Source organism: Leucobacter shiyiweii (genome assembly GCF_052446065.1).
Classification (GTDB): Bacteria; Actinomycetota; Actinomycetes; order Actinomycetales; family Microbacteriaceae; genus Leucobacter.
The window spans coordinates 20,952-36,200 of the sequence record NZ_JBQTGR010000003.1 but is presented as its reverse complement, the minus strand read 5'-3'; the positions used below and the strand labels follow the sequence as shown (position 1 = coordinate 36,200).

The 15,249-nt window shown below is 63.5% G+C and carries 13 protein-coding genes and 1 pseudogene; 9 read left to right on the top strand and 5 right to left on the bottom strand.

Going from position 1 to position 15,249, the window contains the following annotated elements; all coding sequences use genetic code 11:
• From ACTNFJ_RS12640 to ACTNFJ_RS12625, 4 genes are read left to right on the top strand one after another with little or no spacing between them, the layout of a single operon-like run.
• Nucleotides 1–1,611 (top strand): M23 family metallopeptidase, encoded by a 1,611-nt coding sequence (locus ACTNFJ_RS12640; RefSeq protein ID WP_435907660.1) that lies wholly within the window; start codon nucleotides 1–3, stop codon nucleotides 1,609–1,611.
• A gap of 13 nt (nucleotides 1,612–1,624) precedes the next feature.
• Nucleotides 1,625–2,245, top strand: coding sequence for a hypothetical protein (locus tag ACTNFJ_RS12635; protein WP_435907661.1), 621 nt, complete (start codon nucleotides 1,625–1,627; stop codon nucleotides 2,243–2,245).
• Nucleotides 2,246–2,256: 11 nt separating this feature from the next.
• Entirely contained in the window at nucleotides 2,257–2,982 is a 726-nt protein-coding gene (locus tag ACTNFJ_RS12630) for an FHA domain-containing protein (protein WP_435907662.1), read from the top strand.
• Nucleotides 2,979–3,179 (top strand): hypothetical protein, encoded by a 201-nt coding sequence (locus ACTNFJ_RS12625; protein ID WP_435907663.1) that lies wholly within the window; start codon nucleotides 2,979–2,981, stop codon nucleotides 3,177–3,179. Before ACTNFJ_RS12630 ends, ACTNFJ_RS12625 begins: the two co-directional genes overlap by 4 nt.
• 531 nt (nucleotides 3,180–3,710) lie before the next feature.
• Here the strand turns inward: ACTNFJ_RS12625 and ACTNFJ_RS12620 are convergent.
• The 4 genes from ACTNFJ_RS12620 to ACTNFJ_RS12605 all read right to left on the bottom strand — a co-directional run bounded on the left by ACTNFJ_RS12620 (nucleotide 3,711) and on the right by ACTNFJ_RS12605 (nucleotide 8,625).
• Nucleotides 3,711–4,370, bottom strand: coding sequence for an HAD family hydrolase (locus tag ACTNFJ_RS12620; RefSeq protein ID WP_329864036.1), 660 nt, complete (start codon nucleotides 4,368–4,370; stop codon nucleotides 3,711–3,713).
• Entirely contained in the window at nucleotides 4,360–5,223 is an 864-nt protein-coding gene (locus ACTNFJ_RS12615; RefSeq protein ID WP_435907664.1) for an ABC transporter ATP-binding protein, read from the bottom strand. Before ACTNFJ_RS12615 ends, ACTNFJ_RS12620 begins: the two co-directional genes overlap by 11 nt.
• 361 nt (nucleotides 5,224–5,584) lie before the next feature.
• Nucleotides 5,585–7,714, bottom strand: a complete 2,130-nt coding sequence (locus ACTNFJ_RS12610; RefSeq protein ID WP_069388522.1) for an outer membrane protein assembly factor BamB family protein — start codon at nucleotides 7,712–7,714, stop codon at nucleotides 5,585–5,587.
• Nucleotides 7,715–7,749: 35 nt separating this feature from the next.
• Complete coding sequence (locus ACTNFJ_RS12605) at nucleotides 7,750–8,625, bottom strand: SIS domain-containing protein (RefSeq protein WP_167492488.1); 876 nt, start codon at nucleotides 8,623–8,625, stop codon at nucleotides 7,750–7,752.
• Between the two features lie 358 nt (nucleotides 8,626–8,983).
• Here ACTNFJ_RS12605 and ACTNFJ_RS12600 point away from each other — a divergent pair, with 358 nt between their 5' ends.
• The 3 genes and pseudogenes from ACTNFJ_RS12600 to ACTNFJ_RS12590 all read left to right on the top strand — a co-directional run.
• Nucleotides 8,984–9,580, top strand: coding sequence for a recombinase family protein (locus ACTNFJ_RS12600; RefSeq protein ID WP_329747760.1), 597 nt, complete (start codon nucleotides 8,984–8,986; stop codon nucleotides 9,578–9,580).
• 7 nt (nucleotides 9,581–9,587) lie between these two features.
• Nucleotides 9,588–10,973: a TnsB C-terminal domain-containing protein gene (locus ACTNFJ_RS12595; protein ID WP_329747759.1), complete on the top strand. Its 1,386-nt coding sequence runs from the start codon at nucleotides 9,588–9,590 to the stop codon at nucleotides 10,971–10,973.
• A pseudogene (locus ACTNFJ_RS12590) lies at nucleotides 10,973–11,218 on the top strand (AAA family ATPase); the annotation flags it as partial. The gene ACTNFJ_RS12595 and the pseudogene ACTNFJ_RS12590, both read left to right, overlap by 1 nt.
• A gap of 86 nt (nucleotides 11,219–11,304) precedes the next feature.
• Here ACTNFJ_RS12590 and ACTNFJ_RS12585 read toward each other — a convergent pair.
• Nucleotides 11,305–12,069: an IS6-like element IS6100 family transposase gene (locus ACTNFJ_RS12585; RefSeq protein WP_001389365.1), complete on the bottom strand. Its 765-nt coding sequence runs from the start codon at nucleotides 12,067–12,069 to the stop codon at nucleotides 11,305–11,307.
• A 158-nt stretch (nucleotides 12,070–12,227) separates the two neighbouring features.
• Here ACTNFJ_RS12585 and ACTNFJ_RS12580 point away from each other — a divergent pair, with 158 nt between their 5' ends.
• Together ACTNFJ_RS12580 and istA are read left to right on the top strand one after the other, a co-directional pair.
• On the top strand, nucleotides 12,228–13,487 hold the full coding sequence (locus ACTNFJ_RS12580) for an integrase catalytic domain-containing protein (RefSeq protein WP_260060509.1): 1,260 nt from the start codon (nucleotides 12,228–12,230) through the stop codon (nucleotides 13,485–13,487).
• 192 nt (nucleotides 13,488–13,679) lie between these two features.
• Nucleotides 13,680–15,230, top strand: coding sequence for an IS21 family transposase (gene istA, locus ACTNFJ_RS12575; RefSeq protein ID WP_435907728.1), 1,551 nt, complete (start codon nucleotides 13,680–13,682; stop codon nucleotides 15,228–15,230).
• Nucleotides 15,231–15,249: the final 19 nt, after the last annotated feature.

Here is a 15,249-nt window from a genome sequence, read left to right as displayed (position 1 = left end):
ATGAAAGGCCTTCGCAGCTCGAACCCGCAGGGTGAAGCTTCCGACAACCTCGCGCGGCTCTCGCTCAATAAGCGCTCGGTGCAGATCATCGGCGGCGATGATCCCACGGACGCGCCCACCGGCACGAGCGGCGGGGCGCTCGGCCGCGGAATGCGCGGCACTGCGAAGGCCGCAGGCAAAGCAGGGGCGGGAGCTGCGAAGGGCGCGGGCGACAGTGTTGTGAAGGGCACTGCACTTGCGGCCACCACCGCCAAGACGGCTGACGGCGACGAGGACGCGGTAGACCTCGCTACCCGCGAGGGCGAGAACGTCGCTCTCGCAGGCGCGAAGCGAGGCACCGCCGCCACAGCCAAGACCGCGGGCCGAGGCGTGCGCTCGGGCGGCCAGCTCGCCGGGAAGGCCGTCAAGGGCGGCATCGTTGCGTCGCAGAAGCGCGCCGCGGCCGCGAAGGCCGCCAAGACCACCGCGAGCACAGGCACGTCGATCACCCGGTTTGCCGCAGCTCAGGCACGCGCGGCCGCCGCCGCAGCGAACGCGCTGCGCACCATCGTCGCGGCCGTTGCGGCCGTCGCCACTTCGACACCGATCATCACGATTGTGTCGGCAGTGCTCGCCGTGGTGCTGCTCATCATTGCCCTACTGGCATTCTTCGCACCCGCCAGCGCGGCCGCGTGCAGCTTCAACACAGGCGGTCGTATCGACCCCAGCAAGGTGCCCGCCACCAGCATTTCGGGCTACGGCCATGAGCAACTAGTGAACGCCGCACACATCATCCAGGCCGCCCAAGATCGCGGCCTGAGCGTGCGCGATCAGACCATCGGCGTCATGACCGCTATGGGCGAGTCGAGCTTGCAGGTACTCGAGTACGGCGACGCCGCAGGCCCGGATAGCCGAGGCCTGTTCCAACAGCGCGACAACTGGGGCACCCTCGAAGACCGGCTCGACCCCTACATTTCAGCGGGCAAGTTCTTCGACGCCATGATTCAGAAGGTGCCCGAGGCCGAGCGCCAGAGCCTCGCCCCGACACTCGTAGCTCACAAGGTGCAGGTCAACCAAGACCCGTTCCACTACGAGATTTACTGGGTGCCCGCAACCGCCGTCGTCGCTGCACTGTCAGGCCTCGATTCGAGCCTGCTTAGCGGCAGCGGGAGCTGCGAAACGATCCCAGGCATTCCCGGCGAAATCGGCCTCGACGGATGGGCGCGGCCCGGCAACGGCCCCATCAACGGAGGCTTTGGGCCTCGCGAAGTCATCCAGACCCCGGCCGGGCCGACACAGCCATTCCACTACGGCCTTGACCTTGAAGCCGGAGGATGCGGCGGCCCCGTCTGGGCAGCCCGAGACGGCGAAGTAAGCCGCGTATTCGACGGCGGCGGCGGCGGAATGATTATCGAGATTGACCACGGCGAAGGCCTCGTGACTTGGTACGTCCACAGCTACACAAACGAAATCATGGTTTCAGCAGGGCAGAAGGTCAAAGCCGGAGAACAAATCGCGCTCACCGGCAGCTCGGGCTACAGCACCGGCTGTCACCTGCACTTCGAGGTGCACCTAAACGGCACCGCCGTTGATCCCCTCCCCATCCTCACCGCCGCTGGCTTTACGTTCTAAGGAGCACCACACCATGATTGACCGCAAGCGCCTCACGCTCATCATCATCGGCTGCATCGCAGCAGCCGCGATTCTCGCAGGCCTCATCGTGTGGCTGGTACTCGCCAACCAGAACAACGATGAGGACGACGCGCAGCCCGACACATCGAGCCAGATCGAAGAGACGCCCACCATCACGTTCACCGAGGAACAGCAGCAAACCGTCTTCGACGTTGCCCGCCTCGCGGCTGCATGGAACGGCACCGCCAACCCGGAGACGACCCAACAGCGCTATATCGAGGCCGGAATGAGTGAAAGCCTTGCACGCGATTACCTGCCTGTTTGGGCGGGGTATTTCGGTACTAACGAAATCTCACAGATCAAGGTCAACAACGTCGGCAGCGTGCCCGCTTCAATCGAATACGGCGAAGGCAACGAACACCGAGAACCGGGCACCGGGCAATTCCGCGTCGGCGTCTCAGTGAACTACGAGGGCACCTATCACAACGGCTCCACCACCGTGCCTATCGGCAACAACACCGCTATCTGGTACTTCATCCTCGATGAGCGCACCGGCACCGTTGTTGACATTGAACAGCCGATGCTTGGTGACCTCGACCTGCCCGCCCCGTCATTGCCCGAGTCCGAAGAGTAAGAAGATCCGCTATGTCCATTGAATCGTTCGTCGGCCGAGACGGCTCAGCTCGCATCGTTATCGACGGCCACGAAACAAAGTTTCGTGCCCCTTCGCTCGCGGAGGCCCGCGACAAGGTACGAGACATGGCAATAGCGCACGCCGTGGAGACGGGCCAAGCCCAGCACTTCATCGCATATGACCCTGACGCCAACTGGCAGTTTTACGTCTACCCAGAAGGCACGATTTCGCTGATGCCCACGCCGGTCATCGCCCCCAAGCCGCGCCCCAACCCGATCCCCGAGGCGTACCACGCCGCCCCCGCCGAGGAAGAAACGGTGATCGACCACACCATCGTCGTACCGCGCAAGGCAGCGCGGCCGACTCTGCTCGTGCACGTCGAAGGCGCAGGAGCGCTGCGCGCTGAACCGCCCATCGTGCTCGGCCGCAGGCCCAAAGAGATTGCAGGGCACACAAGCGTCACGCTTGACAGCCCTGGCCGTGAGTGCTCGCGCACGCACGCCTTGGTCGACGTCGATGACGAATGCCGCTTGATCGTCACCGATCAAGACGCAGCAAACGGCACCGAGGCCGATGGAACGCCCCTCGCACCACACACGCCGACCGTTGTTCCCAACGGTGTGCGCTTGCAGCTCGGAGACGCCGCCGTGCGAATCGAGGCGTACCCGCCGAATCAGTCACCCGGAGGCAGCACCACGGCAACGGCTGTCGCATCACACAAGGAGGAAGCATCATGACCGCTCATGCCACTACCGAAAAGGACGGCTCAGCAATCGTCACGCTCAACGGGCAGCCCCAGAAGGTCATCGGGGCAAGCCTCGAAGACGCCCGCCGCAAGGTCGCAAGTCTCGTGGTCGATCACGCGGCCGCGACCGGGCGCATGTGTCTCGTAACCTCCCTGTCGCATAACCCATGGGTTTCGCGAACCGGTTAGATGGTCGGTTCCACTGCCCCTACGCGCATGGGGTGTGTTACCGCCGCCGCATGGAGACGACACCTGAGGCGTCTAGGCAAGCGCGGTTGGTGTCAAAGGGGTCCGCGCTGGCCGTTGCGGCACTCTTGGCACCACTCCCAGTCTTCATATTTCTGGTGAAGTGGAGCGTTTAGTGCTGGGGCATACCGGACGGATGGATCATCCTGGTTAGCTTCATCTGCCTTCCGCTGTACATCAGCTATGTAGCTTTCGTCGCGCTGAGGATGCGCAAGTGGTCCGACGATAGCGACGTAGATCGCGTCTGGTGGATGGACGGTATGCCCTGTTCGAGCGCCTCCGCCACCCCGCTCCAGACGAACCGGGGTACGTGAAGCTACCGTCAGCTGGCGGGCGGGCAAGACGAGAGGACGCTCCCCGGGGACTAGTCGAGTCAGTGCGGCCGGTGAGATATCTCTAGATTCATGGGTTTCGCGAGCTTGTTTCCAGTGCAACGCGCAGGGGTACTGGCACTGCTTTCGATCCAGAGACGCCTCAGAGTCGCAAGCCCGCCGCGATCACGTCATCGATCCCGCGATGACGGAACGACTCCCATACCTGGATGCCATCCTGTGCCTCGACGGGTTGGGAGCCCCGTACGGCGATCACGCGGAGACCCGCGCCTCGCGCGCTCTGCACCCCAACGGTGGAGTCTTCTATTGCCACGGATTGCGAGCCAGAGACGCGTAAGTTGCGGAGAGCTGTCCGGTAGGCCTCTGGGTCGGGTTTTGGACGGGTGACCATATCTGCCGTCGTTACGTCGGCGAAGTATGGGTGAGGTAGCTGTTCGAGGACGGTGGCTGCGGTGCGCGAGGGGGACATCGTGACGAGTCCTTGGCAAACGCCCGCACGCTGCAGGGTCTCCAGCAGGTCGAGCGCCCCCGGGCGCCACAAGACTCCGTCGCGACGATTGAGATCCTCCATTCGTTCCGCCAGCAGTTTCACGACCACACGGCGTTCACTACGAGCTCCACGCTCACGGAGGAGATCCGCAAGACCAGGAATGGAGATGCCCGAGATCTCTGCCGGTTCAGGATCCCAGGGATGCGCTCCAAGCTCGCGCGAGAGCTGGGCGCACGCGTGCGCCCAGCTCGCCTCGCTGTCGATGAGCGTGCCATCGAGATCCCACAGGACGGCGCCGCCCCTACTCGGCATGAGCACCGTCGCGTGGCAATCGGGCACCCGTCTCGGCGTCGAACAGCAGAATGTCCGATGCGTTGAAGCCAATCGATACGGACTCGCCGCGATGAACCGAGACGCCGCGATCCGTGCGAACCGCGGCGGGGACGCCATCCACCGTGATTTCAAGGACCTGCGTCTCCCCCTCGAAGATCACTGTATGGACGAGGCCGGTCGCTCGGTAATCTGCGGCCTCTCGGAGGCGAAGACGCTCCGGCCGCACTCCGACCAGGACGCTGCGGGAGGCGGGCGGTGAGGCGATCACACCGAAGACGGTGCGATACCCCCCGTCCCTGCGCTCTCCGTCGAAGAGGTTCATGGGTGGCGACCCGATGAAACCAGCGACGAATGACGTCGCGGGATCGTGGTAGATCTCTTCCGGAGTACCTATCTGCTCGATTCGACCCGCGCGGATGACAGCAATGCGATCGGCCAGCGCCATCGCGTCGCTCTGATCATGGGTGACGTGGATGGACGTCGCACCGGTCGCGCGCATCAGATCGGCGATTTCCTGGCGCAGCGCGACGTGGAGCTGGGCGTCAAGTCCCGAGAGCGGCTCGTCGAGCAGAACGACGCGCGCGTTGCGCGCGAGCGCCCGCGCGAGTGCAACACGCTGACGCTGTCCGCCGGACATCTGTCGCGGCTTCCGGGACAGCAGCTCTCCAATACCCATGCGCCGCGCCAGGTCGATTGCCCGCGCCCGTGCCTCTTCGCGGGTGAGGCGCAGGCCGTGTCGCAGGCCGAGCGTGATGTTCTCAAGCGCACTGAGATGGGGATAAAGCGCGAAGTGTTGGAAGACGATCGCGACGTCTCTTCTGTGGGGAGGCAAGTCTTGCTGCGGTGTGCCCCCGCGACCATATTGGTGGCGAAGGGGAGAAAGAGCAGAACTTGGAGCGCGGGTCGACCTCGAGTAAACGAGTGCGCAAGCATGGCGGTGCCGAGTCCGAGCACGAGGCTGGGAACAATGGTGAGGACTGAGTAGACGACCGTGTTCCACAGTGCCTGCTGTACCGCAGGGTCGGTGAGGATCGCCGTGTAGTTCGCGATACCGGCCCAGGTCCATACGGTGCGGTCGCCGAGATCGATGCGGAAGAGGCTGCCGACGAGCGCAAGCACGCCCGGCAAGAGCACGAACAATCCGATGAGTGCGAGCGCGGGTGCTACGAGCACCCAACCGATACTCCGGTGCTTCACGACTCCTCCCCCTGCACGATTGCGCTCGGGTAGGCGCAGAGTGTGCCGTCGGCGTGGAGCACGACGGTCGTATCCTCGAAGCGCTGCACGGAGACGAGGATTGGGATGCCGGTGGCGAACCGTGAGCGCAGGGCGCCATCACCGAGATCGAGGGTGATGATGTCACCGTCGAGGGCTGGGAGGATGACCTGCTTGTCCAAGATCGTCGGCGCCGCGAAGAGCGGATGAGGAGTGCGCCTGTACGTGAGTAGGCAGGCATTACTTCGAGCCGCGACCTCTGCGTGCCAGCGTGTCTCGCCGCTCGCCGCGTCTCTGAGATAGACGCTGCCTCCCGCGTCGGAGAACAGAACTCCTTCCAGCGTCCAGTACGGCGGCGTCGGGTTCCACGGAATCGAGCTCGCTTGGAACCAGCTCACCGCGTCGTTGTTCGTGGGACGTCGGAACACTCCAGTGATCCCGGTCGCAATCAGATCACCCGTAGCAGGTTCGATGAGCGGCGTGCGGATCGGGAGGGGGGACGAACCGCGCAACGATTCGAGGAGATCTGTGTTGCTCTCCGCAAGTCGGTCCCCGAACGTTTCGCCCGTCTCCGGATCCAGGAGGACAGGGACTCGCGGCTCAGGGAATCCGCTCCAGACGATGAGAGCCGACGCGTCGTCGGCTGCCCGTCGCTCCCAGAAGACGGGCGCGGCGAGGAGGGCGAAGATCTGGTACGGCGCTATGTCCCGTCGCTCCCAGATCGTGTGTCCGTCGTCGATGTCGAGCGCGCGCAAGGTGGAGTGATCGCCCACGAGGACGAGATTCTCGTGAATTGCTGGCGGAGTGAACCCGAAGAGCCTGAGTGGGTCGGGGGTGTGCTTCCGCCATAGCTGTCGCCCCGTGGAGATTTCGAACGCCGCTGTCGTTCCGGATACCGATGTGCACAGGACCGTGCCGCTCGCGCCGTGCACCACGGGGGCCGAACGCACGGGAGCATCAAGGTCGGCGTGCCAGAGCAGCCCGCCCGTCGCGGCGTCGACCGCGAAGAGACCCCCCGAAGCGTGGTCGTCATCGGCGAGGGGAAGAACGATGACGCCCTTGGCGATCGCGAAAGGGGCACGCTGGCCGGGCGTCCCGACGCTCCGGCGCCAGCGCGCCGCTTCGGCCGCGGCTGGGAGGAGTACCGCGGGGGTCTGGGCAGGATCCGGATCGGTAGGGAGCGTCTCGACGCCGATCGTTACGCCGTCCCACGTGATAAGGCGGTAGGTCGCCGGAGAAAGATCGACGCCACCGAAGAGCGCAGGTGGAGTGTTGACGTGCAGCGTGTCCGCAGTACGTACGACCCGCGACGTATGGCGATGCCCCGAGAATGTAGCGATGGGGGGCCTCGGGAGCCCAGAGAGAATCGAGGAGCCTGGCTGATCATGCGACAGTAGGATCCAGGGAATGTCCTCGTCGAGTGCTTCGAGGTCGGCCCTCAGCCAGGCATTCTGCTGTTCGTGATCCCGGCCGAGCTCGTGCGTGAACCAGTCGATGGCGACGACGTGCAGTGCGGGAAGATCGTACGAATACCACCGCGGGCCGAGAAATGCTTCGTAGTGGCGCGGTTCTCCGGAGTGGATTGCGTAGCCGTTGCGGCTGACGACATCGCTCGTCTGTTCCGTCATGTGATCGTGGTTGCCGGGAATTACATGCACGGGGATTGGTGTGTCGAAAATTGCTTCGCGGAACTCGCGGTATTGCTCGCGGAGGCCGTGGTCGGTCAGGTCACCGGTGATGATCGCGGAATGCAGGTCCGGTTGGTCTTCGACGATCTTGGTCAGCAATGTAGACAAACGTTCACCCGTGCCAAGTTCCGCGGGCTGCGGATAGTTGCCGCCATCACCGATGTGCGTGTCCGTGAGATGAGCGAAGCGAAGCGGAAGCGTTACTGGGGACGCCTGCAGGGTGAAGGTCACCTCGGATTCGCGACCGTCGAAGTACCATTGGTTGCATCGCCAACCCACCGGACGCACCACAAACACGAAACGCGCGTCCGTCTCCAGCTGGAACCTCCCGTCGGCCGCAGTATGCACGACGGTGTTCCCGTCGCTTACCCGGATGTCCGCCAGCGGGTTGCCGTCGGTGTCGGTGACCTGTCCGTTCACGATCTTCGCTCTCTGTCTATGGGGCTCGAGCCGGATCAGATCCGGTGGGAGTTGACGAGTTTCTCGGCCTCGTCACGCCGTTCCGTCGCGCCGCTGACTCGGATCGTGAGCACGCTGTAGATGGCATCGAGAAGTGAGAGATGCACGATTCTGCTGGTCATCGCCTCCACTCGATGCCGCGTCTCCGAGCTCCCCGCGACGATCAGCGCGTGTGCGATCTCTGTGAGCGGGGATGTGAGGAAGCTCGTGATGCCGATGACTTTCGCTCCTGAATTGGCAGCGGTGCGCGCCGCCTCGAGCGTCGTTTTCGTCGATCCCGTGTGGCTGATGACAAAGCAGACGTCGCGCTCATCAAGGCCCTGGACGGCGACGTGTTGGGCGATGAAGTCGGGGGTGAACGTCGCGTCGAGTCCGAGGGCCGTAAGTCGATAGGCTGCGTCTGAGGCAAGCGGAGCGGACGTGCCCACTGCTACGAACCGAATGCGTCGGGCCGATGCTAGGGCGTCGACGATGGTCGTCACGTCGCTGAGGTCGATGTGAGTGGCGGTTGCTTCCAGTGCGTCCGCGCTTTCACGCAGAGTCCCCCGCACAGTGCTCATGAGTGGATCCTCTGCATCGGTCGGGCCCGGGCTATCGGGCGGGGTTTCGCGCGAGAGTAGGAGCTTGAACTCTTGGAAGCCATGCAGACCGAACCTCTGGCAGAACCGCACAACTGACCCGACCGACGTTCCAGATATCTGGGCGAACTCCGTCACGGAGCTCGTCATGACGACACGCGGATCGGCGTGGATCGAGCGCGCAACTCGCTTCTCCGATTCGGAGAACGATGCACTTGCAAGGCGGATCTGCTCGAGCAGAGGTTGTCCGTCGCCGCGCCAAAGGCGTGAGGATGAAAGATCGGTTCTGGTCACGTCGCCCAAATTAGGAGGACCAGATGTCGCATCGGTGGCGTCCGACCAAACCGTGGATGAACACTCCACGCCAAAACTGTGATGGAAATTTCATCCAGTGCGACGCGTCAACCGCCGCTTTCCGGGTGCTTCTCGCCTCCCCAGCTTTCCTGCACCACACCCCCGAATGTCCGGGATCCAAGGCATGACGGACATCGACATGCGTTGACAATCAAAAGCTTTTCGAGACACGCGAAGCCTCCCTCGAGCCTCAGGAACTAACGGTGGAATTCCGGGTCACATTTGTCTTGGAAACATGTCTCACCGCGAAGTGTCTTTGCGTCGACGTTTCTAGCTATTTCCAAGGCAGAATGGAGCCGTGAGACATCTTGGATATACGCGGGTCAGCACCAGAAGCCAAGACGCAAAGTTGCAGGTTGAGGCTCTGGTCAAATCGGGCGTGCAGGAGCGGGACATTTTTGCCGACGTCACCTCGGGCAGTCGGACCGCGATCTCACGCCCCGGGATGAAGAAGCTCCTCGAGCACGCCCAGCCCGGCGACACCGTCGTCGTGTGGCGAGTCGATCGCCTCGGAAGATCCTTGATCGATGTGCTGAACACGGTGAAGCTGCTCCGAGGGCGTGACATACAGGTGAAGAGCATCTCGGATGGGATTGACCCGTCGACGACGTCGGGCCGGCTGATGCTGAACATGCTTGCCACCTTGGCCGAGTATGAACGCGAGCTGATCACCGAGCGTGTGAACGCAGGAATCACAGCCGCTCGAAATGGGGGCACCAAGTTTGGTCGGCCTTTGTCCGATCCTGTGGTTGTAGCGGACAAACTCAAGCTCGTCTCCGAGGCCCGGGCGAAGGGCCGCACCGCGGAGGATGCGGCAAAGCTCGTCGGGTGGAGCCGAGCCACTTTGTACCGGCATCAGCAAGCCTCTGCGGCCCGCGAGAGCACCACCGTGTAGGTGACTCGTGGATGCGGCCGAGCGGTGGCGTGTTCTTCGGCTGCATGTCGAAGACCAGATCCCGCTCGCCGTCCTCGCTCGGGAAACAGGGATCTCCGCTCGGACTCTGCAGCGTTGGAACCAGCTCTATCGAGCAGGCGGCGTCGCATCCCTCGACCCTCATGCGCGTATGGACAAAGGTGTCCGCCGAACCTCAGCAGAGACGGTCGCGTTCATCGAACAGCTGGCACTCACTCGGCCGCGCCCGAGTGTCGCCACGCTGCATCGTCTCGCCGTCACTGATGCGCAGGCGCGTGAGCTGCGGGCTCCGAGCTATGCGACCGTGCGGCAGATCGTCCAGGCCCTCGATCCGGCTCTTGTCACTTTGGCGCTGGAGGGGCCGGCCTCGTACCGAGACAAGCACGAGCTCGTCTTCCGGCGCCGTGCTGAACACCCGAACCAAACTTGGCAGTCCGACCACACTGAACTCGACATCCTCATCGTCGGCGCTGACGGTAAACCTGACCGGCCGTGGCTGACGACCGTGATGGACGACTACTCCCGTGCGATCTGCGGGTTCATGGTGTTCAGCGGTGCACCCTCAGCTATCAACACAGCCCTCGCCCTCCGGCAGGCGATCTGGCGGAAGACCGACCCCGCGTGGGCGATGTGCGGCATCCCCGACATCCTGCACGTCGACCACGGCTCCGACTTCATCAGCCACCACCTCGAACGAACCGCGATCGCCCTGCATGTCAGGATCATCCACTCAACCGTCGGCAGGCCTCAGGGGCGCGGCAAGATCGAGAGGTTCTTCGGCACGATCAACACGGAACTCCTGAGCGCACTACCTGGCTACCTTGGACCCGGCAGTCGGGCACCTACGCCTGTCCTCGACCTTGCCGGTCTCGATCGTGCTATCGGCCAGTTTATTGGCACCTACAACGACCGGCCCCATAGTGAGCTGGGGATCTCGCCGCGGGACGCTTGGGTTGCAGACGGATGGCTGCCACGGATGCCCGACAGCTTCCAAGAGCTCGACGGACTTCTCCTCACTGTTCCGAAGAACCGAGTCGTGCAACGCGACGGTATCCACTTCCAAGGCCAGCGCTACCTCGCCCCCACTCTTGCCCCGTTCGTCGGCCACACCATCACGATCCGGTACGACCCCCGCGACATCTCCGAGATCCGGGTCTATGACCGGGACACGTTCATCTGTACCGCTATCGATGAAGCCCACCCCAACCTGCGCCTCAGTCTTCGCGACATCGAAACGGCTCGCCGCGCCCGTCGCAAGCAGCTGCGGCGAGCCATCAACGACCGCATCCCGACCGTTGCCACCCGTGAGGAACCTCGCATCCCCGAACCCACAAAGCGGCGGCCGAAGCTGCGCACCTACGAAGAGGACGAGTGATGAACCAAGCATTTATCGTCACCAAAGAACACCGACGTTTCACCGAGTTCGCCAACGCCGTGCGGAAAGAGAAGACCATCGGGATCTGCCACGGCGCTGCAGGCGTGGGAAAGACCAACTCCGCTCGTCGGTACGCGAATTGGGACGCGCTCGAGGCGTACATCAACGAGTGGGGTCCGCGTGGGGAGCACGACGCGAAGCACTACGCCCTCGCGAACCGATTTCGAACGGTCTTCTACACGCCAGAAGTCCTCTGCCGACCAAAGGACCTCATGAGGGCTCTGTTGCAAAGATTGGCGGCAGTCAGAGGTAGGCTGTCGCTCTGCGCCGATCAGGCGGCTGCTGCGAAATGGTGGTTGAGCATGCCCATGGCCTCCGTCAGCGCCGAGGGCCCAATGCCAAAAGCTCTCTCCACAAGGCGCACCTCGCCCCTGATGCCGGGCTGCAGGCACCAGGGGCGAGCCTGTCCTTTGCGCAGGGCTCGCATGACTTCGAATCCCTTGATCGTGGCATAGGCCGTGGGGATCGATTTGAAACCGCGCACCGGCTTGATCAGTATCTTGAGCTTTCCGTGATCGGCCTCGATCACGTTATTGAGATACTTCACCTGCCGGTGGGCCGTCTCCCGGTCCAGCTTTCCTTCGCGCTTCAATTCGGTGATCGCTGCACCATAGCTCGGCGCTTTGTCGGTATTGAGCGTGGCAGGCTTTTCCCAGTGCTTCAGGCCTCGCAGGGCCTTGCCCAGGAACCGCTTCGCTGCCTTGGCGCTGCGGGTCGGCGACAGGTAGAAATCGATCGTGTCGCCCCGCTTGTCGACTGCCCGGTACAGGTAGGTCCACTTGCCCCGCACCTTGACGTAGGTTTCATCCAGGCGCCAGCTCGGATCAAAGCCACGCCGCCAGAACCAGCGCAGCCGCTTCTCCATCTCCGGGGCGTAGCACTGGACCCAGCGATAGATCGTCGTATGGTCGACCGAAATGCCGCGTTCCGCCAGCATTTCCTCAAGGTCGCGATAGCTGATCGGATAGCGACAATACCAGCGCACCGCCCACAGGATCACATCACCCTGGAAATGGCGCCACTTGAAATCCGTCATCGTTCCGTCCGTCCAATCTCCGCCAAGCATGCTCAAGCTTCACGATTTTTGCAACAGAGCGACGTGCCTCACGTATTTTGCCCGCGAAACGATTCCGGTGCCTCACATAAGAATGCCCGCGAAACGGAATCATCAGTTTCATGGGAAGTGGGCTATCGATGCGCGCCAGACACGAGATCACAAAAAAGTTCGCGAAGCAGTACCAGGCTGCGACCAAGAAGGACAAGGGCAAACTCCTCGATGAGGTGTGCTCGATCACGGGGTGGTCCAGAGACAACGCCCGGAGACAGTTGAAAGGGGCCCTGAAACCACGCCGGGTCGGCGCACGTAAACGCAAGCCCCGCCCGCTGAAGTACTCCCACGATGCGCTCAAAGTCTTGCAACGGGTATGGGCGTACGCGGGAGGGATCAGCGGGAAATACCTCGCAGCGACGATGGAGCTGCAGCTCATGCTGCTCGAAACACACGGTGAACTCGTGCCCGGCAAGGGCCGCTACAGTCATCAGGTCGCTGACGAACTCCTCGCGATGTCCCCAGCAACCATCGACCGTTACCTCGCCCCAGTACGACAGAAAGACCCGTTGCGTGGGATCACGACGACCACGCCGGGGCCGCTCTTGCGTAACTCGATCACGATCAGGAAAGCCGGCGACGAGATCGAGCAGGTGCCGGGCTTCTTCGAGGGCGACACCGTGGCACACTGCGGGCCCGTGTTGAAGGGCGAGTTCTGTCGAACGGTTGATCTCACCGATATGCACACTGGCTGGACGTACACCCGCTCGATCCGGAATAACGCTCACCTGCACATTCGCGACGCCCTCGACCGGTTCATCACCGAGGTGCCGTTCGAAGTGACCGGGGTCGATTTCGACAACGGCTCCGAGTTCATCAACTACGACGTCATCGGCTGGGCGGCCGAGCTCGATATCTACTTCACGAGGTCCCGGCCGTACAAGAAGAATGATCAGGCCACGATCGAGTCGAAGAACAACCAGATCGTGCGCAGGTACGGGTTCTACTGGAGATACGACACCCTCCCACAGTTGAAGCTCTTGAACGACCTCTGGCAGGTCGTGAACGACCGCCATAACTACCTCACCCCGACGAAGAAACCCATCGGCTGGGCCACCGATTCCAAGGGCCGCCGCAAACGCGTCTACGACGATCTCGCGACACCATTCGACCGGCTCCTGAAATCCGGTGCCCTCACACCCGAGAAAACAGCGGAGTTGACCGCATACCGGGACAGCTTGAACCCCGCGCATATCGCCCGTGAGATCGACCGGATCCAGCAGCGCCTCACCTACCTCGCCGCCAAGAAGACCCGGGCGCTCGAGGCTGCAGAACTCGCCAAAACTCCCGACGCGAAAGCGGGGGTAAAACCCGCACAGCAGGCCGGACGCAAGCGCGCGGTCTAGGCTGAACCTACGCGGGCATTTCCTGGTGAGTCACCGGAAGAGTTTCGCGGGCATATTTAAATGAGGCACCTCGCAGAGCCGATCTGCCCACTTCCTTTTCGGAACCCCGCCCGGTTATGCGGCGGGAGCCTCTTCCCGGGGTTTGATTGCGGTGTCTAGACGCACCAAAGTCACCCAGGAAGAGGTCCTGTAATGAAGTTAGACGGAGAAGTCATGGAAATACTTGAGGCATACGATCTGACTGGATCGTTGCGCGCGACCGCGGAGCTGACCGGTTGCTCGCACCACACCGTTGCGCGGCATGTTGCCGCTCGCGATGCCGGGAGACCGATCGCCGAGCCGGCGTTCCGGGGCCGGGTCACGGACCCGTTCCTGCCTAAGATCGAGGAATGGGTCGAGAAGTCTCTGGGCAAGATCCGGGCTGATAAGGCTCACGACAGGCTCGTCGCGCTGGGCTATGAGGGCTCTGAACGCTCGACCCGCCGGGCGGTCGCGCAGGTCCGCGCCGCTTACCGGCTCGGCCACGTCCGGGTGCACCGCCCCTGGATAACGGAGCCGGGGATGTGGTTACAGTACGACTTTGGCGACGGCCCGGTGATCGACGGGAAGAAGACGGTGTTGTTCGTGGCGTGGTTGGCGTGGTGTCGGTTCCGGATCGTCATTCCGCTGCGGGACCGGACCGCGCCGAGCGTGTTCGCGGCGTTGGATCGCACGTTTAGGACCGCTGGCGGCGCCCCGACCTATGTGCTGACCGACAACGAGAAAACGGTCACCGTGTCGCACATCGCCGGGGTCCCGGTGCGGAACCAGCAGACGGTGGACTTCGCCCGCCACTACGGGGTGACAGTGTTGACCTGTCAGCCGGCGGATCCGGCGTCCAAGGGCGGGGTGGAGTCCTCGGTGAAGCTCGCCAAGGCCGACATCGTCCCCAAGGACACGAACCTGTTACCCGAGTACGCCTCGTTCGCCGAGGTGGAAGCGGCGTGCGACGCGTTCATGGACCACGTCAACAACCGGGAACACCGCGCCACCCGGCGGAAGCCCGCGGCGATGCTCGAGGAAGAACAGCTCCGGCTGCACCGGGTCCCCGACACCGCGCACACGGTCGCGTTCGGGCTCTCGCGCAGCGTCCCGGACAACACCCCGATGGTCACGTTCGAGAATGGCCAGTACTCCGTCCCCGCTCACCTGCTCGGCGGCCGCGTGTTCGTCCGCTCCCACGGTGTCGGCACCGACGAGCAGGTCATCGTCGTGCACGTCGGCTCCGACGGCCCCGTCGAAGTCGCGCGGCATAACCGGGCCCGGCCGGGCAGTCCCGCGATCGATGACGCGCACTTCCCCGACCATCGGGAGAAGGTCCCGGGCGATTACACGATCAAGGCCAGGAGCGCCGCGGAGGCCGAGTTCCTCGGCATCGGCGCCGGCGCTCACGCCTGGCTGCTGGAAGCGGCCGCGGTGGGCACGGCGCGGATGAACGTGAAGATGGCCGAAGCGGTCGCGGTGGCGAAGATCAGCGGCACAGCCCAGGTCGACGCTGCGTTGGGTGAGGCGGCCACCTACGGGCGGTTCGCGACCGGTGACCTCGCGTCGATCCTCAACGCGGCCGTCTCCAAGGGCAAGGCGCACCGAGCCGATGAGAAAGCGTCGCTGGCGCAGGGCACCGCCGGCTGGGCGGCGATCGGGCAGCCCGTCACGCCCGGGGTCGACCTTGCCGTCACGGATGGTCTGGAGGAGAGCGCGTGAGCGTCACCCAGGCTGCCGC

Coding starts and splice junctions, on each gene's coding strand:
- istA (WP_435907728.1), top strand. CDS start 13,680: ATGAAGTTAGACGGAGAAGTCATGGAAATACTTGAGGCATACGATCTG.
- ACTNFJ_RS12625 (WP_435907663.1), top strand. CDS start 2,979: ATGACCGCTCATGCCACTACCGAAAAGGACGGCTCAGCAATCGTCACG.
- ACTNFJ_RS12635 (WP_435907661.1), top strand. CDS start 1,625: ATGATTGACCGCAAGCGCCTCACGCTCATCATCATCGGCTGCATCGCA.
- ACTNFJ_RS12580 (WP_260060509.1), top strand. CDS start 12,228: ATGCGCGCCAGACACGAGATCACAAAAAAGTTCGCGAAGCAGTACCAG.
- ACTNFJ_RS12620 (WP_329864036.1), bottom strand. CDS start 4,370: ATGCCGAGTAGGGGCGGCGCCGTCCTGTGGGATCTCGATGGCACGCTC.
- ACTNFJ_RS12585 (WP_001389365.1), bottom strand. CDS start 12,069: ATGACGGATTTCAAGTGGCGCCATTTCCAGGGTGATGTGATCCTGTGG.
- ACTNFJ_RS12640 (WP_435907660.1), top strand. CDS start 1: ATGAAAGGCCTTCGCAGCTCGAACCCGCAGGGTGAAGCTTCCGACAAC.
- ACTNFJ_RS12630 (WP_435907662.1), top strand. CDS start 2,257: ATGTCCATTGAATCGTTCGTCGGCCGAGACGGCTCAGCTCGCATCGTT.